The organism is Vibrio harveyi (assembly GCF_030060435.1).
In the GTDB taxonomy this organism is placed as follows: Bacteria; Pseudomonadota; Gammaproteobacteria; order Enterobacterales; family Vibrionaceae; genus Vibrio; species Vibrio harveyi.
Map to the genome: position 1 here is coordinate 2,343,222 of NZ_CP125875.1, position 26,230 is coordinate 2,369,451.

The following is a 26,230-nucleotide window of genomic DNA, read 5'->3' on the forward strand; positions in this document are numbered from 1 at the left end:
CATGCAAAAACGCGCTTTATATTCCTTAGTTTTTTCTGCTTTGATTTTGGCGGGTTGTTCATCCACCGATCAAAAAACGCAGGAAGGACGTTATGAACTTGAATCTGATGTAGCTCCAGAAAAGCCATTATCAGTCGAGCACATTGAGGATGCGCACCCAAAATACGAACCATACAGCTTAGGTGGTAACAGCGATTACAACCTTCGAGGTTCAGACTACAAAATCGTTCGTGATGCAAAAGGCTTTACGGAAAAAGGTCGTGCCTCTTGGTACGGCAAGAAATTCCAAGGTCATTTAACTTCAAATGGCGAGATTTACGACATGTACTCGATGACTGCTGCGCACAAAACGCTGCCATTACCGAGCTACGTGAAAGTCACCAATACCGACAATGGTAAATCCACGGTTGTGCGAGTTAACGACCGAGGTCCTTTCCATGAGGGTCGCATCATTGATTTGAGCTACGCGGCAGCTTACAAGCTTGACGTAGTGAAAACTGGGACGGCGAACGTAGAGATCGAAGTCATCATGGTGGATAAACCGACCGATGAAAAGTCGTTAGCGGCCCATCCTAAGTACGTCATTCAGGTTGCTTCTTCAAAATATGAAGATCGAGCGCGAACTTTAGGCCAAGAGCTTGGTCAAAAGCTGGATACGGAAACTTTCTTGGAGTCCACGGAAGGTTCGTATCGCTTGTTGTTAGGTCCATATACTGACTATTCTCTGACGCAAGCCACACTGGATAAAGTAAAGTTGCTCGGCTATTCGTCCGCATTTATTAAAAAACACAAAACTGGCAAATGACCTTGGTGTCATGATTTTCTATGCAGAGCCCCTCTTACATAAGTGGGGATTCTGTTAAGATGTCGACAGTTAACCAAAAAATTTGAATTACCATGAATAAAAATAAGTTTGTGAAATCTATTCTCGTTTCTTCGGTTGCACTATCAGCAACCATCGCTCAATCTGCTTTTGCTTCACCAGTTGTTGTCCCAGATGCTCCTCAAATCGCAGCCAAAGGCTACGTACTTATGGATTACAACTCAGGTAAAGTTCTGGCTGAGAAAGAGATGAACACAAAATTGTCTCCTGCTAGTCTGACAAAAATGATGACCAGCTACGTAATTGGCCAAGAGCTAGCGCGTGGTAATATTTCAGAAGACGATGATGTAACCATCAGTAAGAATGCTTGGGCGAAAAACTTCCCTGACTCTTCAAAAATGTTCATTGAAGTTGGCACGACGGTAAAAGTAAAAGACCTGAACCGTGGCATCATCATCCAATCTGGTAACGATGCGTGTGTGGCAATGGCTGAACACATTGCTGGTTCAGAAGATGCATTCGTTGATCTAATGAATGCTTGGGCGGATACGATCGGTATGACGAACACGCACTTTGCGAACGTTCACGGTCTAGACAACCCTAACCTATACTCAACACCTTACGATATGGCACTGCTTGGTAAAGCACTGATCCGTGACGTACCAGACGAGTACCGTATTTACTCTCAAAAGAAATTCACTTACAACGGCATCACTCAGTACAACCGTAACGGTCTACTGTGGGATAAGAGCATGAATGTTGACGGTATCAAAACGGGTCACACAAGCAATGCTGGTTATAGCCTAGTAAGCTCTGCAACAGAAGGTCAAATGCGCCTAGTTGCGGTTGTGATGGGAACAAAAGATGCGAATGCACGTAAATCAGAAAGTAAAAAGCTTCTGAGCTACGGTTTCCGTTTCTTCGAAACAGTGGCACCTCATAAAGCGGGTGAAACTTTCGTAGAAGAAAAAATCTGGATGGGTAACAAAGACACCATTGCTCTGGGTCTTGATCAAGATACCTACGTAACCCTACCTCGCGGCGAAGCAAAGAACCTAAAAGCAAGCTTCGTACTTGAAAAAGAACTTGAAGCCCCAATTAAGAAAGGTGATGTAGTTGGTAAGCTATACTATCAAATTGATGGTGAAGATATTGCTGAGTACCCACTAATGGCACTGGAAACAGTAGACCAAGGCAGCCTATTTAGCCGCATGTGGGACTACATCGTATTGTTGTTTAAGAGCTTCTTCTAACAGTCGCTTCTGACCAACAAACAAGTCTACAAAGCCGCCAACTAGGGCGGCTTTGTTAATCTTGAGTTCACCCTAATTTGACTGTACTATTTCGCACCGCAACGAATACCAACTGGAGTTACCGATATGCTAACCATCAACTCTGATGCAAAATTGAAAGACCTGCTTGAGTTCCCTTGTTCATTTACTTACAAGGTAATGGGTCATGCAAAGCCTGAGCTTCCAGAGCTAGTTCTAGAAGTTATCCAGCGCCATGCTCCAGGTGACTACAGCCCAACAGTAAAACCAAGTGCTAAGGGCAACTACCACTCGGTGTCTATCAACATCACTGCAACGTCTATCGAGCAAGTTGAAACCCTATACAAAGAACTGGGTGAAATCGACATCGTACGCATGGTTCTATAATTTTTTGATAAATTAAATTTTTTTTGAAAGCAGCTTCGGCTGCTTTCTTTTTATTTATCATACAGATAATACAAACCACTCGAACTTTCAGTTAAAAATCTGTTACTCAGCTGTAGAGCATCAGGGTTATCCGGTTTATAATCCAAAAACTTTATATATTATCGACAGGAATTCCCATGCAACACCAACTTGTTGTGAAACGACTTGGACGCCAAGATTATGAGCCTGTATGGAAGGCGATGCATGAGTTCACTGACCAACGCACAGACGACACGCCTGATGAAGTTTGGTTGGTAGAACATAACCCAGTATTCACTCAAGGTCAGGCAGGTAAAGCCGAGCACCTGATTAATACCGGAGATATTCCTGTTGTTCAAAGCGATCGTGGCGGTCAGGTGACTTATCATGGTCCGGGTCAATTAGTCGCGTACTTCTTGATCAACCTACGTCGCAAAAAATTAGGAGTGCGAGATCTCGTTACGCACATCGAGAACCTCGTTATTAACACTCTTAAGGCATACAATATCGATTCTGCTGCACGACCTGATGCCCCTGGCGTTTATGTCGGCGGTAAAAAAATATGTTCTCTCGGACTTCGCATTCGAAAAGGGTGCTCATTCCACGGTCTAGCGTTGAACGTTAATATGGACTTAGGTCCTTTTTTACGTATTAACCCATGTGGCTACGAAGGAATGGAGATGGTTCAAGTCAGCCAAGTTGGCGGTCCTGAAGACATCGAAGCCGTGGAAAAACAACTAATACAAGAACTCGTTACTTTGCTTGATTACGAGCAAGTAGATTTCAGCACAGAAGCACCTTCTCAAGGTAACAAAGCATGAGCAAACCAATCCAGATGGAAAAAGGCGTTAAATACCGCGACGCCGACAAGATGGCATTGATTCCCGTAAAGAACATGCCAACAGAGCAGAAAGAAGTGCTACGTAAGCCTGATTGGATGAAGATCAAGCTACCAGCCGACAGCCAACGTATTCAAGACATCAAATCAGCAATGCGTAAGAACAACCTTCACTCTGTATGTGAAGAAGCGTCTTGCCCTAACCTAGCTGAGTGTTTTAACCACGGTACGGCAACTTTCATGATCCTTGGTGCGATCTGTACTCGCCGTTGTCCTTTCTGTGACGTTGCCCATGGTCGTCCTCTTGCTGTTGAAGCTGAAGAACCAAAGAAACTTGCGAAAACCATCGCAGACATGAAACTGAAGTACGTTGTAATCACTTCTGTTGACCGTGATGATTTGCGTGATGGTGGTGCAGAGCATTTTGCTAACTGTAACCGCGAAATTCGCGAACTAAACCCGCACATCAAGATTGAAACTCTGGTTCCTGACTTCCGTGGTCGTATGGACGTGGCACTTGATCTTATGAAAGACAACCCGCCAGATGTCTTCAACCACAACCTAGAAACCGCCCCTCGTCTTTACCGTAAAGCTCGCCCAGGCGCGAACTACAAGTGGTCATTGCAATTGCTGCAAAAATTCAAAGAGCAGCATCCAAATGTACCGACGAAATCAGGTCTAATGATGGGTCTTGGTGAAACCAAAGAAGAGATCGTCGAAGTACTAAAAGATCTTCGTGCACATGGTGTAACTATGCTGACACTTGGTCAGTACCTAGCACCAAGCCGTCACCACTTGCCAGTAGAACGTTACGTTCCACCTTCAGAGTTTGACGAGCTAAAAGAGATCGCACTAGAACTTGGCTTCACCCACGCGGCGTGTGGTCCATTTGTTCGCTCTTCTTACCATGCTGATATGCAGGCTCAAGGTATTGAAGTGAAATAAGCTCTCGCTTGTTTTGATAAGAAAAGGTTGGCTCTGTGCCAACCTTTTTTGTCTCCATAGAACATAAAGCATCGTCATTCGAACAATAACCCTACTGGTTAAAACCAAACTCGCTATTTCGAAGAACCTACGAGATATCAGGATATCTTGTTTCAACACTCTCTAAGTAACAACGATAATTTGAGATTCCCTATCCCGCTCGTTCCTCGCTTGTAGGGAATGACGACATTGGCTCTTGAGTAAATCAAAAGTATATTCAGAACCTAATAACCTCTTTCGTTTTCCACGCAAATACTCCCAAGCTTCCACATAGCAACCTGTCTCTCAGAGACCAAAGCACATCATTCCGAAGAGCCTAAGCTGATATTTCCATACGCTAGAAAAACAAAAAGGTCCTCAAACGAGGACCTTTCATCAATCAAATTATCACACTGAATCGCAGAAATAGAACGAGTCAGCCTGTACTACTTTGCAAAGAAAGCGAATTTACACAGAGAACTATGCGTAAACTGGTAGACGCTTACAGATCTCTAGAACTTTCTGCTTCGTCGCTTCGATAACTTCCTCGTTGCCGATGTTATCTAGAACATCACACATCCAGTTTGCTAGCTCTTTCGCGTCATCTTCAGTGAAGCCGCGGCGAGTAATTGCTGGCGTACCAACACGGATACCAGACGTTACGAATGGGCTGCGTGGGTCGTTTGGAACCGAGTTCTTGTTTACTGTGATGTTTGCTGCACCTAGTGCTGCATCTGCATCTTTACCTGTAATGTCTTTGTCAATTAGGTCAACTAGGAATAGGTGGTTCTCAGTACCGTTAGATACGATTTTGTAACCACGCTCTTGGAATTGACCAACCATTGCTTTCGCGTTTTTCACTACGTTAGCTTGGTAAGCTTTGAATTCAGGTTCCATCGCTTCTTTGAACGCTACAGCTTTACCAGCAATAACGTGCATTAGAGGACCACCTTGGCCGCCAGGGAATACCGCTGAGTTCAGCTTCTTGTACAGCTCTTCACCTTCGTTAGAAAGGATAAGACCACCACGAGGACCTGCTAGCGTTTTGTGCGTCGTTGTTGTCACAACGTGAGCATGTGGAACTGGAGTCGGGTACTCGCCTGCTGCGATTAGACCAGCAACGTGCGCCATGTCTACGAATAGGTAAGCATCAACTTTGTCTGCGATTTCACGCATGCGTTTCCAATCAACGATTTGCGAGTAAGCAGAAAAACCACCGATGATCATCTTAGGCTTGTGCTCAAGCGCTAGCTGTTCCATCTCGTCGTAGTTGATTTGACCTGCTTCGTCGATACCGTAAGGAATAACGTTGTAGTGCTTACCAGAGAAGTTTACTGGTGAACCGTGAGTTAGGTGACCACCGTGCGCTAGGCTCATACCTAGAACTGTGTCGCCTGGGTTTAGAAGCGCCATGTAAACTGCGCTGTTTGCTTGAGAACCTGAGTGAGGCTGTACGTTCGCGTACTCACAACCAAATAGTTGGCATGCACGATCGATTGCTAGTGCTTCAGCTTTATCTACGTACTCACAACCGCCGTAGTAACGCTTGCCTGGGTAGCCTTCAGCGTATTTGTTCGTTAGCTGAGAACCTTGAGCTTCCATTACACGTGGACTTGTGTAGTTTTCAGAAGCGATAAGTTCAATGTGTTCTTCCTGGCGAAGAGTCTCTTCCTGGATAGCTGCGAACAGTTCCGCATCGTAATCTGCGATGTTCATATCACGCTTAAGCATCTGTATCTCCTGACTCAGATTGGTACTGAAAGTTGCAAAAAAACTGAATAACGACCTAACGCAAACGTTTTCGTCGACCTAATGGCGCGCATTCTACATAATTTGATCTAGGTCATAAAGAGAAATTTACAATTTTTCTCATGCAGTTTTTTCATGGTGACAAGCAAGAAATATCATGACGATGTTGCAATCGTTTAACCATGATTCCCTGACTGTCAATTTTGTGCTTTACACCCTGTAAAACAACAATTACATAGGTTTACCGCAAATTTTACCCTCTAGCTACCGAAAAGATCATCTTTTTACTACTATGCACGCCCGAATTATCACAAACGACTGCATATTAGATGGAAAAACACTCAAGAAAAGAAGACTGGATGGCAATTCTTACAGGTACCTTTTTGGTAGCTCAAGGCGTTTTCTTTCTCCAATCCGCGAACCTCTTAACCGGAGGCACAACCGGATTGGCTCTGCTTATTAGCCAATTTACACCTTTTACGTTTGGTGTGCTTTACTTTTTAGCCAACTGTCCTTTTTACTTGCTCGCATGGAAACGCTTCGGTCGTCACTTTGCCATTAACAGTGCAATTTCTGGCGCTTTGGTTTCTATCTTTGCTGATCACCTGTATTTACTGATTTCATTGGAATCAATCAACGAAATTTACTGCGCGGTAGCGGGTGGCTTGCTGATGGGCTTGGGTATGTTGATCCTATTCCGTCATCGTTCAAGCTTGGGCGGCTTTAACGTATTGTGCTTATTCATCCAAGATAAGTTCGGTATTTCTGTAGGTAAATCCCAGATGGCAATTGACGCATGTATCTTGTTTGCGTCTTTCTTCTTCGTCACACCTTGGGTTATTGGGTTGTCGATACTTGGAGCCTTCGCACTGAACCTCGTGCTTGCGATGAACCATAAACCGCATCGCTATTCGGTGAGCTACGGTTCATAGCCTTTCCATGATGATTGGAGCGCAATTTATAAGATTTTGCGCTCCAATGACTATATAATATCTCGCCATTCACTAATCACTCATGATGGTATGCGAGACTTTCTACAACAAGCCAAACAAACCAAAAGTCAGATTGCTATTGGCGAGCTTATCTACAATCCAGAGACTCAAACTCTGCATAAACAAGCAGTCAGTATCGATCTTGAGCCGCGTACCGTCGAGTTACTGGAGCTGTTGCTCACCAGTGTTGGACACCCACTCTCTGCTGAAACCATCATCGAGACCATTTGGCAAAGTAAGTTCATTTCAAAGAATGTCCTAACCAACCGAATCAGTACACTCAGAGCTTTGCTTCAAGAACACTTGCCGGAGCACGATGCAGCCAAATTGTTGGTCACCTACCCACGTAAAGGTTACTTCCTTAATCCAGCCAATATTCAATTGCTACCTCCAGCCCAGAAGGCTCAGCAAACCAAAGAGCCAGCTAAGAGCAACCTTGCCCCTGCGTCTCACAAATTCAAACTTGTTTATGGCTTATGCGCCGCACTTGCGCTAATGAGCATTGGGCTTGGGGTGACGCTGTGGCAACAGCAAGGCATTTCAACTCAGCAAACTCGAAACCAACTCTTAATCCCTAAAGTAGAATTGTTGCTGAACCGTGTTGATGCTATAGGCACCACTGCTCGTGAGTACCGAACTCTAGTGAAAGCGATCTTGTTGCAGCAACAAGTCGAGTATCCTTATACCGATATCGCTAACCAAGATGCGCCGAGCTACTTTCTCGATCCAATTAATGAAACCCCTTATTTCCCTGGCGCACGAAACATGCAAACCAGCGATTATCAGCTCAACATTGAGCTAAAAGATGACTCCACAGAAGGGGGACTCAAAGCACAAATGAACCTAATTTACCCAGCGACGGGCAAATTGGCGTTTCGTAATCAATACGAGCTCCGTATCAGTCATCTACAATCAGATATCTTTCGTATGCATGCAGATATCGCTCAATACTTTAATTTGCCTGCGCCTTCTCAGAGCAATTGGCAGTTAACCGATGCACACGAGAAGATGCTACTGGATGAGCAATTCTCAATGGATGGTATTAAAAACATGGATGAGTTTACTGCCATCACGATAGCTCGCCATCTCGCGTTGTACGAACAAAATCAAACCAAACTCGAAGGGTTTCTTTATCAAGTACAGTCCGAGTTCGATGCCTTACCCGATGAACTGAACTTATGGATGGGTATCCTCAATTACAAACTCGGCAATCTTGATAAGGCGAAAACCTTATTGACGACACCGGCGGGAGACTCATTAATTCAGAATGCCCTGATTTACACTTTTGTATCTCATATTGCCTACAAGCAAAATAAGCTTGATCAGTTCCGCTTAAATTACATGGAATCGCTCGTAGCTCTTTTACGTGTTATGCCTTCTGAAGAGTTATTCAGTCGTTTGTCTCAGCCGGAATCGAAAGAAACCTGCTTACAGCCTTGGAAGAAGTTGCGTGTCAGTATTAAAGAAAAGGAAATTGTGATGCGCTGGAAGGCATTAATTGAAGAATACTGCACCAATATCGAAGAAGACATTAACCCAGAAAAAACAAAGACCTAAATATAAAATTAAGCTTTCATTTAACTCTATTAGTTTTTGTTTTTTGCCCTTTTTCTCACTCAAAACTTAGCATGGCGACATTCAAATAACGGCTCGATTTATCAGCCTTCTAAAATTAGGAATGTAAACTCATGCTTAAAAAAATGACGCTTCTCGCAGCAGCTACGATCGCACTTTACGGCTGTGGAGGGGGCGGTTCTTCTTCTGGTTCTACAAGCGAAAGCAAAGGTCCACAATCAAGCTTCGACTACCCAATCCAAAACTCATCTTTCAAACCTGAAGCAAGTACAAAGCTTCACTACGTCACTTCTGCTGACGGTCAACAGGGCGAACCTATAACGATAAGCTTTGAGCCAATGGCTGTTCAAAAGCTCATCGACCGACTACGCGACACCCAGCAAGATGACCCTTTTATTCCCGTTATCCAACTTCTGGAAAACAACGGCATTACACAGTTCTACCTAGACAGTAGCGAGCAAGAAGGTAATACCATTTACTTCGCTGGTATTGACGGTGCGCTGCATGAAGTTACCGACCTTTATCTCATTGACTCTCTATCCAACGTCATGATGATGAACAGCAGCCCTCTATTTCGGTTAGAGGGGTCAACGGTGAAAGAGAAGGATCCAAACATTGATATCAGCAAACATCTCGTATCTGTAATCGTAGATTTGTCAGGAGAGCAAGTGAAACGCATGCTTGATTCCTTTGATGATAATCCTTGGGTAAACGCGTTAGCTGATAACGCTCAGTGTAAAACCACTTGGAGCCAACAAGTTGGAGAAACAGGTGCCCGTAAGACGTTTAATGTCTCCGGTAAATCGGTTGAAGCGGCATACCTAACCGAGAAAAATACTTATAACCTTGTATGTGACGGTATGGAATTGATCGATTCAAAAGAGTTTGAGAGTTCTGCTGAACGCTGGTTTAACCCAACTCTAGGATTCATTGAGCAAGTAGAACTACTAAAGAGTGAACAGATTCAAGTGAGAGAAACGAAAGTAACTTTGAATAAGATCGAAAAAGCTTAATTCAGCCATCAAATCTTATTTAGATAAAAAGCAAAGGCTTTGGGGAGCACTCCAAAGCCTTTTGTTTAGGACCGAAATCCTTAGGGGAAGCTTAATTTTTACTCTTCAATCAGCAAGATGCGAGTTTCGTAAGGACGCAATACCTGATGACTAGAAGCAATCGCGCTGGTCGCATTTTGATAGTTGGAAAGCAGGTTCTTGGCTTTACTCATATCAAAACGATCTGGTAGTACACACTCCGCTTCTTCACCGTAGTAGTTGTTGATACATAGTAGCGTTTGCTTATCGTTCTGACGTGCGTAAGCAAAAATACGTTTGTGCTCAGGCAACAGGTCCTCGTAACGACCATCAGTGATCACCGGAACCTGTTTACGCAGTTCAATCAAGCGCTTGTAGAAGTAGAACACTGAGTTCAAATCAGCAATCGCCGCTTCCGCGTTGATTGCAGAATAGTTCTGAGCCACCTCTAGCCACGGCGTGCCTTCAGTAAAACCCGCATGTTTCGCGCTGTTCCATTGCATTGGGGTACGTGAATTATCACGCGACTTCTGCGCCAAAATCGCCATCATATCGTCGTGAGATACACCATCGCGATTAACCATGATTTCGTACATGTTCGTGCTTTCAACATCGCGATATTGGCTGATTTCGGTGTAGCCCGGGTTGGTCATGCCGATCTCTTCACCTTGATAAACATAAGGTGTGCCTTGCATCATGTGTACCGATGCCGCAAGCATTTTGGCAGATTCAACACGGTATTGTTCGTCGTTACCTAATCGGCTCACAACGCGTGGTTGGTCGTGGTTACACCAAAATAGCGCGCCCCACCCTTTGCCATTTAAGCCGGTTTGCCAATGGTTGAAGATCTGTTTTAGTTGGATGAAATCAAACGGCGCTTTCGTCCACTTATCACCATTCGGGTAATCGACTTTAAGATGGTGGAAATTGAACACCATTGACAGCTCTTTGCCATCTTGCGCTGAATACTGCTGACAATGCTCTAGCGTGGTGGACGACATTTCACCCACCGTCACGCTGCCATATTTTTGGAACACGGCTTCACTGATCTCTTGAAGATATTCATGTACGCGAGGACCATCCGTGTAGAAACGGCGACCATCACCAATATCGTCACTTGGGAAGTCTTGTTGCTTGGAAATCAGGTTGATAACGTCAAGACGAAAACCATCCACACCTTTTTCTGCCCAAAAGCTGATGACTTCTTTCACTTCTTCACGCACTACCGGGTTTTCCCAGTTTAGGTCCGCTTGCTCTTTAGCAAAAAGGTGCAAATAGTACTGACCCGTTTTTTCATCCAGCGCCCAAGCGTTGCCACCAAACTTAGATTGCCAGTTGTTTGGCTCTGCGCCATCAACCGGATCTTTCCAGATGTAGTAATCACGGTATGGGCTGTTTTTATCACCCAATGCCGATTGGAACCACTTATGTTCTGTCGAAGTATGATTCACCACGATATCCATGATGATTCGAATACCCAGCTGGTGAGCCTCAGCCAACAGGGTATCGAAATCTTGCATGGTGCCGAAATCTGGGTTGATCGCATAGTAATCGGAAATGTCATAACCGTTGTCGATCATTGGTGATTGATAAACCGGCGTCAGCCAAATCGCATCCACACCAAGGTGTTTTAGATAATCCAGCTTAGAAATGATCCCTTTAATATCGCCCGTGCCTTTACTTCCACTGTCACAAAAGCTTTTTGGGTAAATTTGGTAGATGGTTGCGGTTTTCCACCAGCTCTCATCATGCTTGGTCATTGCCATTTCTAACGCTCACTTACCATTAAACGGAAACTTAAAAATCTTAAAAAATAGAGGAGATAAACGAGGCAGCCAAATCGCTGCCTCAGTTTGAATTACGCGTTAGCGGTTTCTAACTCGCCTTTCATCTGTGCGCGCTTATACAACACAAGCGTCAGCGCTACTGGGACGACAATCGCCACCAACATCGCCAGAGCAAATACGCCCCAGAACTGCGGTTGGATAGACAAGATGCCCGGCAAACCGCCCACACCGATGCCGTTCGCCATCACACCTGCACTACCACAGATAGCAGCGGCAATCGCACTACCGATCATCGCGCTCAGCATTGGGAATTTGTATTTCAAGTTGATGCCGTACATCGCTGGCTCAGTCACACCAAGGTAAGCAGAGATAGCCGCAGGCACCGAGATATCACGCTCACCGTGTTTTTTACTGATGATAATGATGCCGACTACTGCAGACGCTTGAGCAATATTTGAAAGTGCAATCAAAGGCCAAATTGGCGTGCCACCTAGCTCTTGCATCAGTTGAAGATCAACCGCGTTGGTGGTGTGGTGAATACCGGTAATTACCAATGGCGCATATAGGAAACCGAAGATGGTTGAGCCAATCATTGCGAAGTCACCCGTCATGGCTGCTTTTGCTGCGAAAGCAACGCCGTCACCTAACATACGACCAAATGGACCAATGATAGAGTGCGCAAGAATCACAGACACGATGATAGAAACAAACGGCACGACCACTAGGTAGAGGTAAGAAGGAATGATGCGTTTTAAGTTGGTTTCAATAAACGCCAGAGCCATACCAGCAAGCATCGCTGGAATCACTTGCGCTTGATAGCCTACTTTCTCGATGGCGAATAAGCCAAAGTCCCATACTTCAGGCACTTGCTTACCAATTAAATAGGCATTCATTAACTGTGGCGAAACCAGCGTCACGCCCAATGTGATACCCAGAATCGGAGTACCGCCAAGCTTTTTCACTGTCGACCAACACACGCCAACCGGTAGGAAGAAGAAGATCGCCTCACCAATTAGCCATAGGAAAGAGTGTACCGTTGCCCAAAACTGGCTGATTTCCGTTAGCGTTTGACCATCAAACATCTTGATGTCGCCAATCACGTTACGGAAACCAAGAATCAAACCACCGGTGATGATCGCTGGTAGCAGTGGTACAAAGATTTCAGCAAGGTGGGAAATACCACGCTCAACGATGTTCATATTTTGACGAGCAGCGTTCTTAGATTCATCTTTGCTCGATTCACTTTTGCCGCTAAGCTCGATCAGTACTTTGTAAACCTCATCAACTTCAGTGCCGATAACGACCTGAAATTGACCGGCATTGGTAAAGCAGCCCTTCACCATAGGCAGTGCATCTAACTGTTTTGTATCGGCTTTGTCAGTGTCATTCAACACGAAACGCAAGCGAGTTAAGCAGTGGCTTACACTGGCAATATTGTCCGATCCCCCGACCAGCTCAATAAGACGCTGTACATCTTGACGCGCAATCTTACTCATAACTTTGTCCACCCTGTATTGGATACATTCAATTCATCGTTTTATTTTTATAATGGGAACATTCCCACTTGATGATTTTAATAGTGCCATTTCGCATTCAAAAACAAAATGGGAACAGTCCCATTAATTGAGAATGATCACAGTATAATTTTAGAGCAGATCATCGAAAGAAGGATTAATGACGGATAGGCTGCTGGGTAAAATGCACCACAGACTCATCACCATTTAATTGATTAATCAGCATGTTAGCGGCTTTTTCACCAGCATGAGAGTAGCCTGGATCCACGCTAAAGACATTCGGGAAGAGAAAAGAAAGCAATTCGTTACCACCCACACCTGTGACCACCACGTCTTCGCGTCCGATTTCTTGCAGACGTTTAATCACACCTAGAGCAATGGTATCACTGGCACAAGCAATGGCTTGCGTATCGGATTGAAGAACGTGATCCACCAGCTGATAAGCACTTTCGTGGTTGAGCTTGCCGGTTTGGAAGCAAGGTTCGATGCGCTTTTTCTCACACCAAGCTTGGTAAGCATTAAGGCGAGCGAGACCTGTAGTGCGGTCTTCTGGATCAACACCAATGTAGGCAATATGAGAAATAGATTGTTGTTCCAGGTGGGAGAGCGCCATATCGATAACGCCTTGGTTGTCGTAGTTGATCGAGGAAACCATTTGTGTGTCCATCGCGATCACGACAATGCGATTGCCCCACTCCGCTAACGCTTGCTCATCACATCCAGTAAAGCCAAACACGATCACCCCATCGACATTGCGACGTTTAAGCACATCCAAATGCTCATTGGTTTTATCACGATCGAACTGGCTCTCCATGATCACGACATCGTATCCGGCTGAGTACAAAGCGTTGAGCATGGTCCCAACAGCGCGGTTTTCTGATGGTGAATCCAAACGAGAGATGATCACGCCGATCACCTTTTGGCTGCCACCACGCATCGACTGCGCAGACTTTGATGGGACGTAGCCTGATTCTCGAATGATTTGCTCTACCTTCTCACGCGTTTGCGGTTTTACCTTGGGATCATTGGTAAGCACACGACTGACCGTCGACTTGCCTACGCCAGCCAGTTTCGCGATATCAAGAATGGTGAGTTTTTTGCTCATAAGTGTTCAGACTAAAAGAAGGAATCAAACAAAAGGGAAGCAGCGGCTTCCCTTATCTCAGTCAGTAATGAAGATTACTTGTTTAGGTACGCAGGCACGTCTGCAATGCTATCTAATACTACCGTTGCAATCGCTTCGCCTTGTTCTGTTACTGGCTTACCAGTGCGAACCAAAATCTTAGTGCCAACGCCTGCCGCTTCTGCTGCCATCATGTCTTCGGCTTTGTCGCCGATCATCACAGATTTCTCCATGTCGATCTTCAAGAAGTCACGCGCAGAAATAAACATACCTGGTTTTGGCTTACGACAATCACAATCTTGCTTGTACTCGCCAATGCCATGCTCCGGATGATGTGGGCAGTAGTAGATGCCGTCGAACTCAACGCCATTATCAGCGAAGTTCCAGTCCATCCATTGAGTCAGAGACAAGAAACGGTCTTCGCTGAATTTACCACGTGCAATGCCAGATTGATTGGTCACAAGCACCAGCAGGTAGCCTTTATCTTTCAGCGCTTTTGTCGCTTCAAAGACACCGTCAATGTACTCAAAATCATGTTCGTCATGAACGTAGCCGTGGTCAACGTTGATCACGCCGTCACGGTCGATAAAAACAGCAGGTTTTGCCAAAACGTATTTCTCTATTTACTCGGTTTTATCAGATTATTACATACCTTATAAGCACTCACACTATCTAATTGGTGTGAGTGGGCGACAAAACAGTTGATTTGTCGTCCGAGAATCGGTAAATCTTGAGTATCCCTATTATATATGTCCTTCCGCCAAACATTCTCTGTTTTCCTTTCCCAACAGAACATCCATACATTTAGACGTCTAGACGTAAAAATATCTATTGACTTAATACTACTTAACCCATAGCATCAACTGAGAATTGAGATAGAGTTCAAAATTTACTCCTGTTAAAAGCCGTTTTTAACAGCGAAGTTCCCAGTATCTCTGTGCAGGTTGAAACATGATAGAAATAAAAAACGTCAATAAAGTGTTCTACCAAGGCAGTAAGGAAATTCTTGCCCTTAAGGACATTAATCTAGATATCGCGAAGGGCACCATCTTCGGTGTTATTGGCTCATCGGGCGCGGGTAAAAGTACCCTAATCCGCTGTGTGAACATGCTGGAAGCCCCGACATCGGGTTCCATCATCGTAGATGGCGTTGATCTAACCAAATTAAGCAAAAAGCAATTGGGAGAAACTCGCCGTAACATCGGGATGATCTTCCAACACTTTAACCTGCTGTCGTCTCGCACCGTTTTCGACAATGTCGCACTCCCTCTTGAGCTAGCAGGCAAAGACAAAGCGCAAATCACAACAAAAGTGACTGAGCTACTTAAACTCGTTGGTCTTTCAGACAAGCATGAAAGCTACCCAGCAAACCTAAGTGGTGGTCAAAAGCAACGCGTGGCGATTGCACGTGCACTGGCATCAGACCCTAGCGTTTTGCTGTGTGACGAAGCAACCAGTGCACTGGATCCAGCAACGACTCAGTCCATCTTAGAACTACTAAAAGAAATCAACCGCAAGCTAGAAATCACCATTCTACTGATCACTCACGAAATGGAAGTGGTTAAGAGCATCTGTCACGAAGTGGCGATCATCGGTGATGGTGAGCTAGTGGAAAAAGGTACCGTTGGTGAAATCTTCGCGCATCCGAAGACTGCACTGGCGCACGAGTTCATTCGCTCTACTTTGGATCTTTCTATCCCAGAAGATTACCAAGCTCGCTTACAAACCACGCGCGTAGAAAACAGCTACCCATTGGTTCGCTTAGAATTTACTGGCGCAACCGTGGATGCCCCTCTAATGACGCAGATCGCTCGTAAGTACAACATCGACGTAAGCATTCTAAGCTCTGATCTGGATTACGCTGGCGGCGTGAAGTTCGGCATGATGGTCGCAGAGCTGTTTGGTAACGAAGAAGACGACAACGCAGCGATTGAGTTCTTGCGTGAGCACAACGTGAAAGTAGAGGTACTTGGCTATGTCCTTTAATACGATTTCTGAATGGCTGAGCCTAAACAGCAACCTACTTTTGGGCGCAACATGGGAAACCCTATACATGGTTGCGGTTGCTGGCATCGTTGGTTTTGCTGTTGGTATTCCACTAGGCGTAATTTTGCACACCACTAAAAAAGGTGGCTTGCTGGAGAACACTAAACTTAATCGCGTGCTTGGCGCCATCGTTAACATTGGTCGCTCGGTTCCTTTCCTAGTGCTGATGGTTGCGATTATTCCAGTAACCAAACTGTTGGTTGGCACCTTTATCGGTACAACAGCAGCGATTGTTCCTTTGACTATCGGTGCAATCCCATTTGTGGCGCGTCTCATTGAAGGTGCACTGCTGGAAGTACCATCAGGTTTGGTTGAGGCTGCACAATCTATGGGCGCAACACCAACACAAATCATCACAAAAGTTCTGCTTCCTGAAGCAATGCCGACTATTGTTAACTCAGTAACGATTACCCTAGTAACACTTGTAAGCTACTCAGCAATGGCGGGTACGGTAGGCGGCGGCGGTCTTGGTGACGTAGCTATCCGTTATGGCTTCCACCGTTACGACGTAGTCATCATGGCAGTAACGGTCGTGATGCTGATTGTTCTAGTACAAATTATTCAGTCTATCGGTGATGCAATCGTACGCCGTGTAGACCACAGATAAGAATTGAAAATACCAATTATAAGGAGATAAAGATGAAATTTAGCCTTAAGAGTCTTTTGACTGTTGCAACTGCCGCTTCTGCACTGGTTCTTGCTGGTTGTGGTGACAAAGAAGTCGACGTGAATAAAGTAAAAGTTGGCGTAATGGCAGGTGCTGAAGCTCAAGTTGCGGAAGTTGCAGCAAAAGTTGCTAAAGAGAAATATAACCTGGATGTTGAGTTGGTTACCTTTACCGATTACGTAACACCAAACGCAGCACTAGATGATGGCTCAATCGACGCAAACGCGTTCCAACACAAGCCATACCTAGATCAGCAAGTAAAAGATCGTGGCTACAAGCTAGTAACTGCAGGCAACTCTTTCGTATACCCTATCGCTGGTTACTCTAAGCAAGTGAAATCAGTGGATGAAATCGAAGATGGTGCTCGCATCGCGGTTCCAAACGATCCAACTAACCTAGGTCGTTCTCTTCTACTTCTTGAGCAACAAGGTCTGATCGAACTGCGCGATGGCGTTGGTCTACTGGCAACAGTACGTGACATCGTAGGTAACCCGAAAAACATCACTATCGTTGAACTAGACGCAGCACAGCTTCCACGTTCTCTTGATGACGTTGCGGTTTCTATCATCAACACAACTTACGCAAGTTCAATTGACCTAACACCTGAGCGTGACGGTATCTTCGTAGAAGACAAAGAGTCTCCATACGTAAACCTTATCGTTGCTCGTGAAGACAACGTTCAAGCAGCTAACGTACAAAACTTCGTGAAAGCATACCAAACAGATGAAGTTTACGAAGCAGCGAAAGACATCTTCAAAGGTGGTGTAGTGAAAGGTTGGTAATCCCCTCTTTCTACAACACTTTAAACTTAAAAAGGGCGCTCATCGGAGCGCCCTTTTTGCATTTGTTTTCATTGCGGTTTTATATCGCTAGAACAGCTGAACCTCGTCTTGCTCAAGCTTCTTTTGCTCCTGTTCTTGCTGTGTATCCACTTGCGGATGTTTAAACACATAAGGCGCTAAAAACGCAGTAAACGGGATAGTAAGCACAATGCCTACACTGCCCGCTAACGCATTCACCACTGCAAGTCCCACCAGCGGCATATTCATAAACTGGCTCGCTGGCATGTTAAGACCCCACACCATCATGATAGTCGTCAATGAGCCACCAGCAAACGCCAAAATCAAGGTGTTAGTCATGGTGCCCATGATGTCTCGACCAATGTTCATCGACGCTCTAACCAACTGCTTTGGTTTGAGTTTCGGGTCGGTTTGTTGCAGCTCCGCATACGCCGATGCAATCGAAATCGCAACGTCCATAACAGCGCCAAGTGCAGCAACGACAATCGTCACGAACATCAACCAACGGATGCCCATCTTTACCGACGTTAGGTAAATCACGTCTTCGCCCTTGTCGAGGTAAATGCCCGACAAGTGCGCCATTTCACCGAACCACTGCGCCATTACACCCGCGGCGATCACACCCAATAATGTGCCGCCCATGGCACATAAACTCTTGCGGTTATAGCCAGAGACGAGAATAAAGCTGACCACGATGATCACCACCATCAGCAAAATACTAACCAGCATCGGATTCCAGCCAGCGAAAATACTTGGCACCAACACGCCAACAATCAATGCCGCGGTAAAATAGAGCGCGACCATAGAATTGATGCCCTCTTTCTTGCCAAAGCTCAGTAGCAGCGCACAGAACAGCACAAGCATAAGGTAAATCGCGTCTGAGCGTTTGTGGTTATACGCCCAATAAACGGTGCCATTGGTGGTTTCGCGGATCATCATGATGAAGGTATCACCTTCACTGACATACACATTGTGCTGGCGACTAAGAGGATTGGTGACTTCCACCTCTAAACCTTCGCTCTCTCCCTCAAGGATTTTTGCCATGAAGACTTGCTTACCAGTCATCACATCCGGCACAAGCGGATCTGGCGCAACATGGTTTGAGATCGAACGCGTGACAGTCGCTTCAACAAACTCTTGTTGTTGACGAGATTTGGGACGGAAATCTTCACTCCACGAAGAAGAAAACTGAAAGATAAGCGTGGAGATAAGGGTAATCAGTAGGGTGAAACCCCATCGGGTATAGATTCTTTTGATCATGAAGCACTCTTCTACATCACTCACTAAACGGGCTTTGCCTCTGGTGAGTAAAATTAGGCGCGGTAAAGATTACCGCGCCCATATGCAGGATTAATGAGTTGGGTTACAACCTGCGACTTTCTCATCAAGCGTCGCCGCGTCTTTGTTAGGGTTAACAAAGTAGCTAGACGAATCATTGATGTTCACAGACTTAACAATTGCAGGGTATTTCGGGTTTTCCAAATCAATCGAGACACAGATTTCCATGTTCTTCAATTGCTCCCACAGCGCCTTGCCTTTACCTTCTCTTAGTGTCGTAATTTCACCACTTGGCAGGTATTGCGTGAACGACCAGTTACCAACGTTGCCATTAAAATCTGCCACGTTGATGCCTTTGTTCTTCTCAACATAAGCCGTCAACATATCGCGGATTGCGTATACCGGCTCATTCACTGAGTCGTAGAACACGTCATCTTTGCTCGCCCAACCAAACTTCTGGATTTGCGAACCAAAGCGGTAGCTGTTCATTGCCACTTTGTAAGTTGCATTAGGATCGAACTGTTCACCGCCAATGCTAGTGATGTTGACGCGGCTGCCTTCATTCGTCACTGTATTGTTTTCATCCAACTCAAGAGACGGCTTACTCAGATCCACAGTAAATTCGATATCACCATCAAATTGGTCGTATAGGTAAGCAGGAGCGCCTTTCTTGAACGAAACGGTAATGTCACCCGGTTGGTATTGGTTGAAGTAAGAGTAAGACCATTCGATGAAGCGTTTTAGGTTGGCACCTGTCATCTCCACACCAAGCAAGGTGTTGTCGTATTTATACAAGTTAGTCGACTTACCTTTGGTGTACACTTCGTTGTCTATTAAGTTAGATTGATCAGAGAACAGAGATGCTGCAGAGACTATCGCGCCGTTACCTTTACCCATCGCCGCTTCGATTTGCTGCATTTGGATTTGGTTAATCACATCCATCAATGGTGTATCAACCACTTTCGCAAGGTGAATCGTCGAGTACAGACGCTCTGCGGTGTAGTTGTAATCCGTCGCGGTCGCTTCATCTGGGAAGCCTGATGCGCTTGGTGTGAAGTTGCCCGTTACACGACCAAGCTCGCGCGTCGCGTCTTCAACCGAAATATCATGCACGTATTGGAATTTCGCTTGTAGAGCCTGCTCTTCTTTGACCTTCTTCGTGCCGATGTTGGTTAACGTGGTGTCTTCCATTGTCCACTTACCATCGACTTTCTTCAGTTGAATCTCAGCTTTGGCAAGGTAAGCACCCCACTTACCTGGCTCAATGATTTTCACGCTTTGTGCTCGGTTATCTTGAGTGTATTCGCCAGACTTGGCTTTATCTTCAATCAACGTATTTTCGCCGCCGATTTCTGATGTTGATTTGCTGATTGGTGTGACTGTGCCGTCCGCATTCACTTGCTCGATGTAGTTCGCGTGTTCGTGACCCGCTAGAATAACGTCGAATTTATCCGCCATTGCAGACGCAATTTCATAAACGCCCACACCACCGTCTTCTTGGCGACCAAGGTGAAGTGCACCCACAATCACATCTGGATTGTATTTAGACACCAGTTGATCAACCGCTTCTTTGGTTGCGTCCAATTCGTTCTCAAACTTCAAGCCTTTGAAGTGATCCGGAGCTGATGCTTCCCAGTTCGGCACGTTCGATGGCGTTAGACCAACGATCGCCACTTTCACGCCTTCCACTTCAAACATTTGGAACGCGCGAATGTAGTTCACATCGTTACTTTCCCACTTGATGTTAGAAGACAGGACCGCACCATTAAAATGATCGAGGTTGCGATCGACAAACGAACGCTCAAAGTTAAATTCATGGTTGCCTGGTACCCAAACATCAAAGCCAAGAGAGTTCATGCTCTCAACCACAGGGTGAGTTGGGTCATCGTTGAATAGCTGCGCGGAGTTGCCCTGAACCGTATCACCGATATCAATCAGGATCATATTTGGATGTGCCGCTTTTTGGCCAGCAAGCAAGGTTGCGATGCGGGTAATACCAGCGTCATCGTCTACGGCATTTAGCGCATAGTCAAAACCAAACAAGCGACCATGTAAATCCGATGTCGCCGCGATAGCAATGGTGACTTCGTCATCTTGCGTTGCTTCACCTTTGACGACGACGTCAGGTGTGTTAGTTAGCGTTTTACCCTCTGCGACCACTGGACTGTAATCTGATGGTACCTCTACGTATTTGGTTTCATCATCGTTACAACCAGCCATCAAGCCGACAACTGCAATACAGATTAGGCTTCGTTTAAATAAAGTCATCTCAATTCCTTCCAGATTATTTTTTTATATATATTTTCGGAAGGGGCCCTCTTCCCAAAACCTCAAAAAGGATATGGATATTATTTGAAATTTTTGAGAAGCAAACGTTTCAATGCTTATAAACCATGCAACTAAGTTACATTTTTCTTTGAACATGAACAAAGATCACAATCAAGGGGATGAGAGGAATGGCCAATGAAAATGCTTTTCGAATCAATGTATTGACAAAATGAATAATAGAAAATTTTACCAATCAACCCTGATTCATTTATAGCGATAGAAAAAAGCTGGCATAGACGCCAGCTTTTTAAAAATAGACTAATTGATGTGGTCCCAAGAGATATTGGAGACAATTCGGCAATCGTCACACTTAAAGTAGAAGATGTCGTGTAGCGGTTCGTCTAGTAACCAGTCACCACCACATTTGGGACACTTGCGCGCTTTTTCCGCTTCCAGTGACTCACCACCAACTCGGTATTGGTAGTAATAAGTCGGGATCTTGGTGATGTATTCAATACGACCACGCAAATCCCAACCTCGACGGAACAGCACACTGTCAGCGTCGCAAATTTCATGCAGCGCAGCGTGTTCAGCACGACAGCCACCTGCCATTTGGATTTCATCACACGCTTGCCATTCGGTTTGCCATTTCACCACCGCTTTGTGGTCACCATTCAACGTAGCACCATTACGGTAAAGTGGAATTGGTAACAGTGTCTCGCCGCTGCGCAGTGGAGAACAAGTATGAACGTACGTGGTGTACAGCACTTGCCAGCTAGGTGTCTCTTCTTCCGCCGCTTCTTCTGAGTTCAAATCACGACCCAACATGCGCATTTTCGGCGCAAGCAACGAGGCTTCCGACAAACGATTCATGCACACTTTGACGAAATCAGAATGGTAACGAGGGTGCAAACTGTCTTGCTCTGGGCAAACCACGCGAACATAAAACTCGCCATCACCCATCACGATAGGAAACTCACGACCAAGCACCTGACCGTTATAGCGCAATGCGTCCATCAGACCATTAATCGCTTTATCAACCGCGCTTACGGTAGTGTTATCAAAACACTCAAACTGCAACTCAACAACGTACATGCTTACACTGCAGCCTCTAGTTTGCTTAGAAACTCGGTGAGCGTCTCAGCCAGTACGTCGCGTTTGTCTGAGCCTAAGCGCTCAAGAATCACATTACCGGTTAAGTTACAGATAGAAATAACATCCAACTCTGCATCTGTCGCTGCGATAAATACCGTCGGCTTTAATTTTAGACGGCGCTGAGTGACTAGATGACCAAGAATATTTTCTTGCAGACGAGTAAAGTCATCATCACTCCATACTTGCAGCAACGTCAGTTCGTTACCTTGCCAAGTTGCGTCCATATCAGCGCTGTACTGAGAACCGTAAAAGGTTTTGATGTCTTCATGCAGCGTCAGCTCAATTGCGTTCTCAACGTTAGTGAAATCCGCCATTTCTTCACGTGGGAATGCTTTCCACAATACGGCCCCGTCGCGTTTCTCTTCTACACATGGAGAAACAAGATCAGCAAGCTCTTCACTGCGTGGCAGTTCGTTATGCTCGTCTTGCCAAGCTTGTTGGTAGCGCAGGCTAAAGTCCTGTAGAGCCTGAGTAACGGTTTGGGTCATGAAGGTCTCCTGGTTGGTTTTTATCAGGTCGCGGTGTCTGCCGGATGGCAATTAATCAGCGGATTCAGTAAAATTCTCGCCATTCTAATCGAAAATGACCACAAAGTATGAGCAAATATTCTGACGCTAAAGAGCTTGCTGGCCTAACTCTGGGTAAAAAGACCGAGTACACAAATCAATACGACGCAAGCTTGCTGCAACCTGTACCTCGCAGCCTAAACCGTGATGACCTTGAACTTGGCGACAGCCTACCGTTTATGGGTCACGATATTTGGACGCTGTACGAGCTATCTTGGCTAAACAGTAAAGGCTTGCCTCAAGTTGCCGTTGGCGAAGTCTACATCCCAGCAACCAGCGCAAACTTAATTGAGTCAAAGTCGTTCAAGTTGTACCTAAACAGCTACAACCAAACGCGTTTTGCTACTTGGGAAGAAGTCACTGAGCGTTTAGCGCAAGATTTATCAGCATGCGCTGGCGAGCAAGTACTTGTGGAAGTGAACCCAGTTAGTCACTACACCAACCAACCTATTGTCACGATGGAAGGTGAATGCATTGACGATCAAGACATCGAAATCACTAGCTACGACTTCGATGCCGCGCTTCTAGACGGCGCTGCAGGTAACGAGCAAGTGGAAGAAGTACTTCACAGCCATTTACTAAAATCAAACTGTTTGATCACCAACCAGCCAGATTGGGGCAGCGTAGAAATTCGCTACCAAGGCGCTAAGCTTGATCGTGAGAAGCTGCTTCGCTACTTAGTTTCATTCCGTGAACACAATGAGTTCCACGAGCAATGTGTTGAACGTATCTTCACTGACTTGATGAAGTACTGCCAACCAACGAAACTAACCATATTCGCACGTTACACGCGTCGTGGTGGTTTGGATATCAACCCTTACCGCTCAACGGAACAAGACAAGCCAGCGCACAATAATCGCATGGCTCGTCAATAATCTGAGTACTTAATCAAAAGCGAATGAGCTAAATACTCAACACTCATTGCTTAAATACTCAAAAACGCCCAGCTATCTGTTGGATTGCTGGGCGTTTTTCTCTAATATTGTTTATTCAAAAACGACACAGTTCGAGGGAACGAAAAGGATGTTTTGGGACAGTTCGCGTCTATTAAGGCTGATTGGCTTTCTTTGCTTATTGTTAGCACAGCCACTTCACGCGACCATTTTATCTTCCGCTTTGCTCAATGAAGCTCAGCAATTGGCTGAGATCGAACCTTCACAAGCAAAACAAGCGGCCAAAAACTACCTTTTGCAACGCGAGCTGATTGAACGCCAAGAGAATGGCAGCCCTTCCGCGATGTCTCGTGAAGAGACCGACCGCAGTATCCGCACCCCGAGCAGCACGATTGAGGCGCACAAAATCATTGCACAAGCCGATTATGCAATGGGCAACATTCGCTCTGCCATCAACAACCTTGATGAAGCAGAACGTCTAGCCAAAGAATACCAATTGCCGTACATGAATCTGGATGTGCAACTAATGCGCAACCAAATGATTTGGATGTACGACAAAAACTACGCCGCAGCAGAACAAAAACTCGACCAGATCGAAAAGCAGATTGAAGAAGCAAATCCGGTTTTACAGCGTACCGACAGCGTTCGTTACCGCTTAGTGATGCAACGAGCCTTGCTCGCAGCAAACAGCGGTGACTCCGTAAACGCTGAGCGTTTGTATGCTAAAGCTAAAACCATGTTGGAAGACAATCGCTCAGATCTGACTCTGATTGACTACCACACAGCGGTAGGCGAATTTTACCTCAACAACAAGAAATACAACCTTGCGCTTTCAGAACTGCTTTACGGCTACTGGCAATCTATCGAGAGCGACAGTGGAGCCAGACTAGCAAAGGTTAACCGTCTATTAGCTCGACTATTCCAAGAGCGCCGCGTTTACGACAAAGCAATTGAATACCTCTCTCAGGCGGCGGACTTTTACGACAGTTACCCAAGCTCCCCAATTTTGGCTGACGTGCTAGAACAGATGGGCGATATCTACTTCTACCAAGGTAAGTTCAACCTCGCGCTGGTGCATTACTTCAATGTACTTGATCACGACAGCACCAGTAAGAATATCAACCGCATCATTAAAATACGTTTGAGCCTAGCTGCCACTTACCTTCAGCTTTACAACTATGCGTTAGCAGAGCAGTACCTAGACCGTTCCAAAGACTTATTGGAATACGCTGACTTGCCTCAGCTAGAAGCCAAAGCTGCACTGCTTAAATCAGGTCTGGCATACCATCAAAATGACAGTAAAGATGTGATCGTCAATGCCAAGAGAGCGCTAGACCTGATAGAGAAAGCACCAGAAGATACGGGCTTCATTAAACAGCAAAGCTATCGCTTACTGGGTTTGGGGTATGAGCAAGCTGGCGAATACCAGTTATCCCTTCAAGCGTATAAAAAATACATCAGCCTAGTGCGCCTAGAGCAAAAGCAGCTTAACCAAATCAGTGAAGATGCCTTCCGCCAACAAAAAGAGTTTGCTGAGCAAAGCATCCACTATGTAGGTCAGGCAGACAAGCTAGCTCAAGTTGAAATGGAGCATCGTAAATTCCAAAAGATCTCGTTCGCACTGTTTATTACCGTTTTGGTGATGTTCTTATTCATCATGCGTCGTGGTGTTATCAACCAACGTCAAACAGCTGAGATTGAAAAGCTACGTAATGATCTGTTCACTCACTCTCGCTCACGCCTGCGTAACTTACGTATGCTCAACGTCAAGCTATCGCGTTCATTGAAGAAGTCGAGCGACACATTCGAACAATGGCAAATGGGTGAACTTATCCACGAGCCGTTGAATGACCGCTTACGCTTTGTGATGATCGATTTGCCATTCTTGCGCAGCATGTACGTTCAACATGGTTACAAAGCTGGCTTAGAGTTAGAACGTGCATTTGGTGAGTTCCTAGCAGAACGCATTCAGAAGCCAACACGTTTGTACCATTTCTCAGATGCAAACTTGTTGTACATTGAGCCAAATGCCGATCGCGATGCCTCCGCAGAAGCCACCTTTGATAAATTCCAAGGCTGGGTGGACGAGTTCGCAGCACAGCACAACGTTAATCGTATCATTCGCATGGGCATCAGTGATTACCCATTCTTGCCGCGTGCTTACACCGCGATTAACGATGAAGAACTGCTCGATCTACTGTTGCTTGCGACACACATTGCACGTGAAGTTAGTTTGAAAGATAAGCACAGTCATTGGGTATTCTTAAAGGCCATTGATAATGCACCTGCCGCGAGCTTTGCAACCGGTGACATAAGGACAGCTTGCCAACATGCCATCAATCAAGGGCTAATAAAGATTCATTCTTCGTACAAGAATGAGGACGACATCAAAAAAATATTAAAAAACGGATAATTAAACAACGGTTGAGCGTGATCAGTGATGACGCTATAAAGTTTTTTGTTATTATCAAATAATCGTCAGTAGT

22 protein-coding genes are annotated in these 26,230 nt (G+C 45.4%); 13 read left to right on the top strand and 9 right to left on the bottom strand.

The window, feature by feature from the left end:
- The first annotated feature begins 1 nt into the window (after position 1).
- From QMY49_RS11210 to lipA, 5 genes are all read left to right on the top strand, one after another.
- On the top strand, positions 2 to 805 hold the full coding sequence (locus QMY49_RS11210; protein ID WP_009697737.1) for a septal ring lytic transglycosylase RlpA family protein: 804 nt from the start codon (positions 2 to 4) through the stop codon (positions 803 to 805).
- Between the two features lie 92 nt (positions 806 to 897).
- Complete coding sequence (locus QMY49_RS11215; protein WP_005447533.1) at positions 898 to 2,076, top strand: serine hydrolase; 1,179 nt, start codon at positions 898 to 900, stop codon at positions 2,074 to 2,076.
- A gap of 126 nt (positions 2,077 to 2,202) precedes the next feature.
- A complete protein-coding gene (ybeD, locus tag QMY49_RS11220; protein ID WP_005384135.1) occupies positions 2,203 to 2,481 on the top strand; it encodes a DUF493 family protein YbeD in 279 nt (92 codons plus the stop codon).
- Positions 2,482 to 2,657: 176 nt separating this feature from the next.
- Positions 2,658 to 3,320 carry a lipoyl(octanoyl) transferase LipB gene (gene lipB / locus QMY49_RS11225; RefSeq protein WP_005447534.1) on the top strand — a complete coding sequence of 221 codons (663 nt, stop codon included), beginning with the start codon at positions 2,658 to 2,660 and terminating at the stop codon, positions 3,318 to 3,320.
- Positions 3,317 to 4,282 carry a lipoyl synthase gene (lipA, locus tag QMY49_RS11230; RefSeq protein ID WP_005447535.1) on the top strand — a complete coding sequence of 322 codons (966 nt, stop codon included), beginning with the start codon at positions 3,317 to 3,319 and terminating at the stop codon, positions 4,280 to 4,282. The genes lipB and lipA overlap by 4 nt, the downstream gene beginning before the upstream one ends.
- A 498-nt stretch (positions 4,283 to 4,780) precedes the next feature.
- Here the strand turns inward: lipA and glyA are convergent, their stop codons facing one another.
- Positions 4,781 to 6,031: a serine hydroxymethyltransferase gene (gene glyA / locus QMY49_RS11235; protein ID WP_005440106.1), complete on the bottom strand. Its 1,251-nt coding sequence runs from the start codon at positions 6,029 to 6,031 to the stop codon at positions 4,781 to 4,783.
- Between the two features lie 347 nt (positions 6,032 to 6,378).
- Between glyA and QMY49_RS11240 the strand changes: the two genes are divergently transcribed.
- The 3 genes from QMY49_RS11240 (at position 6,379) to QMY49_RS11250 (ending at position 9,629) form a co-directional block, all read left to right on the top strand.
- Complete coding sequence (locus QMY49_RS11240; RefSeq protein ID WP_005447540.1) at positions 6,379 to 6,981, top strand: YitT family protein; 603 nt, start codon at positions 6,379 to 6,381, stop codon at positions 6,979 to 6,981.
- 90 nt (positions 6,982 to 7,071) lie between these two features.
- Positions 7,072 to 8,598 carry a winged helix-turn-helix domain-containing protein gene (locus QMY49_RS11245; protein ID WP_005447542.1) on the top strand — a complete coding sequence of 509 codons (1,527 nt, stop codon included), beginning with the start codon at positions 7,072 to 7,074 and terminating at the stop codon, positions 8,596 to 8,598.
- A gap of 131 nt (positions 8,599 to 8,729) precedes the next feature.
- Entirely contained in the window at positions 8,730 to 9,629 is a 900-nt protein-coding gene (locus QMY49_RS11250; protein WP_009697735.1) for a hypothetical protein, read from the top strand.
- Between the two features lie 98 nt (positions 9,630 to 9,727).
- Here QMY49_RS11250 and treC read toward each other — a convergent pair whose 3' ends face one another.
- The 4 genes from treC to gmhB all read right to left on the bottom strand — a co-directional run bounded on the left by treC (position 9,728) and on the right by gmhB (position 14,679).
- Positions 9,728 to 11,413, bottom strand: a complete 1,686-nt coding sequence (gene treC / locus QMY49_RS11255) for an alpha,alpha-phosphotrehalase (RefSeq protein WP_009697734.1) — start codon at positions 11,411 to 11,413, stop codon at positions 9,728 to 9,730.
- Between the two features lie 92 nt (positions 11,414 to 11,505).
- Entirely contained in the window at positions 11,506 to 12,930 is a 1,425-nt protein-coding gene (treB, locus tag QMY49_RS11260) for a PTS trehalose transporter subunit IIBC (RefSeq protein ID WP_005440120.1), read from the bottom strand.
- 175 nt (positions 12,931 to 13,105) lie between these two features.
- On the bottom strand, positions 13,106 to 14,053 hold the full coding sequence (treR, locus tag QMY49_RS11265; protein WP_283311537.1) for a trehalose operon repressor TreR: 948 nt from the start codon (positions 14,051 to 14,053) through the stop codon (positions 13,106 to 13,108).
- Positions 14,054 to 14,127: 74 nt separating this feature from the next.
- The gene (gmhB, locus tag QMY49_RS11270; protein WP_005447547.1) at positions 14,128 to 14,679 is read right to left on the bottom strand and encodes a D-glycero-beta-D-manno-heptose 1,7-bisphosphate 7-phosphatase; all 552 of its coding nucleotides are present in this window, start codon (positions 14,677 to 14,679) and stop codon (positions 14,128 to 14,130) included.
- 343 nt (positions 14,680 to 15,022) lie between these two features.
- On the opposite strand from gmhB, the gene metN reads away from it, so the two are divergent.
- The 3 genes from metN to QMY49_RS11285 are packed head-to-tail and all read left to right on the top strand — an operon-like array spanning position 15,023 to position 17,566.
- A complete protein-coding gene (gene metN / locus QMY49_RS11275) occupies positions 15,023 to 16,057 on the top strand; it encodes a methionine ABC transporter ATP-binding protein MetN (protein ID WP_005447548.1) in 1,035 nt (344 codons plus the stop codon).
- Positions 16,047 to 16,724 (top strand): methionine ABC transporter permease, encoded by a 678-nt coding sequence (locus QMY49_RS11280; protein ID WP_005432672.1) that lies wholly within the window; start codon positions 16,047 to 16,049, stop codon positions 16,722 to 16,724. The genes metN and QMY49_RS11280 overlap by 11 nt, the downstream gene beginning before the upstream one ends.
- Positions 16,725 to 16,756: 32 nt before the next feature.
- The gene (locus QMY49_RS11285; RefSeq protein WP_005447551.1) at positions 16,757 to 17,566 is read left to right on the top strand and encodes a MetQ/NlpA family lipoprotein; all 810 of its coding nucleotides are present in this window, start codon (positions 16,757 to 16,759) and stop codon (positions 17,564 to 17,566) included.
- 87 nt (positions 17,567 to 17,653) lie between these two features.
- Here the strand turns inward: QMY49_RS11285 and QMY49_RS11290 are convergent, their stop codons facing one another.
- From QMY49_RS11290 to syd, 4 genes are all read right to left on the bottom strand, one after another.
- A complete protein-coding gene (locus QMY49_RS11290) occupies positions 17,654 to 18,844 on the bottom strand; it encodes a YibE/F family protein (protein WP_283311541.1) in 1,191 nt (396 codons plus the stop codon).
- A gap of 90 nt (positions 18,845 to 18,934) precedes the next feature.
- Positions 18,935 to 21,130, bottom strand: coding sequence for a bifunctional metallophosphatase/5'-nucleotidase (locus QMY49_RS11295; RefSeq protein WP_283311543.1), 2,196 nt, complete (start codon positions 21,128 to 21,130; stop codon positions 18,935 to 18,937).
- Between the two features lie 318 nt (positions 21,131 to 21,448).
- Positions 21,449 to 22,225: a Zn-ribbon-containing protein gene (locus tag QMY49_RS11300; RefSeq protein WP_283311545.1), complete on the bottom strand. Its 777-nt coding sequence runs from the start codon at positions 22,223 to 22,225 to the stop codon at positions 21,449 to 21,451.
- A gap of 2 nt (positions 22,226 to 22,227) precedes the next feature.
- Positions 22,228 to 22,773 carry a SecY-interacting protein gene (gene syd / locus QMY49_RS11305; protein WP_005447560.1) on the bottom strand — a complete coding sequence of 182 codons (546 nt, stop codon included), beginning with the start codon at positions 22,771 to 22,773 and terminating at the stop codon, positions 22,228 to 22,230.
- Positions 22,774 to 22,880: 107 nt separating this feature from the next.
- On the opposite strand from syd, the gene queF reads away from it, so the two are divergent.
- Together queF and QMY49_RS11315 are read left to right on the top strand one after the other, a co-directional pair.
- A complete protein-coding gene (gene queF, locus QMY49_RS11310) occupies positions 22,881 to 23,726 on the top strand; it encodes an NADPH-dependent 7-cyano-7-deazaguanine reductase QueF (protein WP_283311546.1) in 846 nt (281 codons plus the stop codon).
- Positions 23,727 to 23,874: 148 nt separating this feature from the next.
- Positions 23,875 to 26,157, top strand: a complete 2,283-nt coding sequence (locus tag QMY49_RS11315; RefSeq protein ID WP_017188442.1) for a tetratricopeptide repeat protein — start codon at positions 23,875 to 23,877, stop codon at positions 26,155 to 26,157.
- Positions 26,158 to 26,230 lie beyond the last annotated feature (73 nt).

Excerpts from the sequence above, each read along its gene's own strand:
- QMY49_RS11210 (WP_009697737.1), top strand. The coding sequence starts at position 2 with ATGCAAAAACGCGCTTTATATTCCTTAGTTTTTTCTGCTTTGATTTTG.
- QMY49_RS11215 (WP_005447533.1), top strand. The coding sequence starts at position 898 with ATGAATAAAAATAAGTTTGTGAAATCTATTCTCGTTTCTTCGGTTGCA.
- ybeD (WP_005384135.1), top strand. The coding sequence starts at position 2,203 with ATGCTAACCATCAACTCTGATGCAAAATTGAAAGACCTGCTTGAGTTC.
- lipB (WP_005447534.1), top strand. The coding sequence starts at position 2,658 with ATGCAACACCAACTTGTTGTGAAACGACTTGGACGCCAAGATTATGAG.
- lipA (WP_005447535.1), top strand. The coding sequence starts at position 3,317 with ATGAGCAAACCAATCCAGATGGAAAAAGGCGTTAAATACCGCGACGCC.
- glyA (WP_005440106.1), bottom strand. The coding sequence starts at position 6,031 with ATGCTTAAGCGTGATATGAACATCGCAGATTACGATGCGGAACTGTTC.
- QMY49_RS11240 (WP_005447540.1), top strand. The coding sequence starts at position 6,379 with ATGGAAAAACACTCAAGAAAAGAAGACTGGATGGCAATTCTTACAGGT.
- QMY49_RS11245 (WP_005447542.1), top strand. The coding sequence starts at position 7,072 with ATGCGAGACTTTCTACAACAAGCCAAACAAACCAAAAGTCAGATTGCT.
- QMY49_RS11250 (WP_009697735.1), top strand. The coding sequence starts at position 8,730 with ATGCTTAAAAAAATGACGCTTCTCGCAGCAGCTACGATCGCACTTTAC.
- treC (WP_009697734.1), bottom strand. The coding sequence starts at position 11,413 with ATGGCAATGACCAAGCATGATGAGAGCTGGTGGAAAACCGCAACCATC.
- treB (WP_005440120.1), bottom strand. The coding sequence starts at position 12,930 with ATGAGTAAGATTGCGCGTCAAGATGTACAGCGTCTTATTGAGCTGGTC.
- treR (WP_283311537.1), bottom strand. The coding sequence starts at position 14,053 with ATGAGCAAAAAACTCACCATTCTTGATATCGCGAAACTGGCTGGCGTA.
- metN (WP_005447548.1), top strand. The coding sequence starts at position 15,023 with ATGATAGAAATAAAAAACGTCAATAAAGTGTTCTACCAAGGCAGTAAG.
- QMY49_RS11280 (WP_005432672.1), top strand. The coding sequence starts at position 16,047 with ATGTCCTTTAATACGATTTCTGAATGGCTGAGCCTAAACAGCAACCTA.
- QMY49_RS11285 (WP_005447551.1), top strand. The coding sequence starts at position 16,757 with ATGAAATTTAGCCTTAAGAGTCTTTTGACTGTTGCAACTGCCGCTTCT.
- QMY49_RS11290 (WP_283311541.1), bottom strand. The coding sequence starts at position 18,844 with ATGATCAAAAGAATCTATACCCGATGGGGTTTCACCCTACTGATTACC.
- QMY49_RS11295 (WP_283311543.1), bottom strand. The coding sequence starts at position 21,130 with ATGACTTTATTTAAACGAAGCCTAATCTGTATTGCAGTTGTCGGCTTG.
- QMY49_RS11300 (WP_283311545.1), bottom strand. The coding sequence starts at position 22,225 with ATGTACGTTGTTGAGTTGCAGTTTGAGTGTTTTGATAACACTACCGTA.
- syd (WP_005447560.1), bottom strand. The coding sequence starts at position 22,773 with ATGACCCAAACCGTTACTCAGGCTCTACAGGACTTTAGCCTGCGCTAC.
- queF (WP_283311546.1), top strand. The coding sequence starts at position 22,881 with ATGAGCAAATATTCTGACGCTAAAGAGCTTGCTGGCCTAACTCTGGGT.
- QMY49_RS11315 (WP_017188442.1), top strand. The coding sequence starts at position 23,875 with ATGTTTTGGGACAGTTCGCGTCTATTAAGGCTGATTGGCTTTCTTTGC.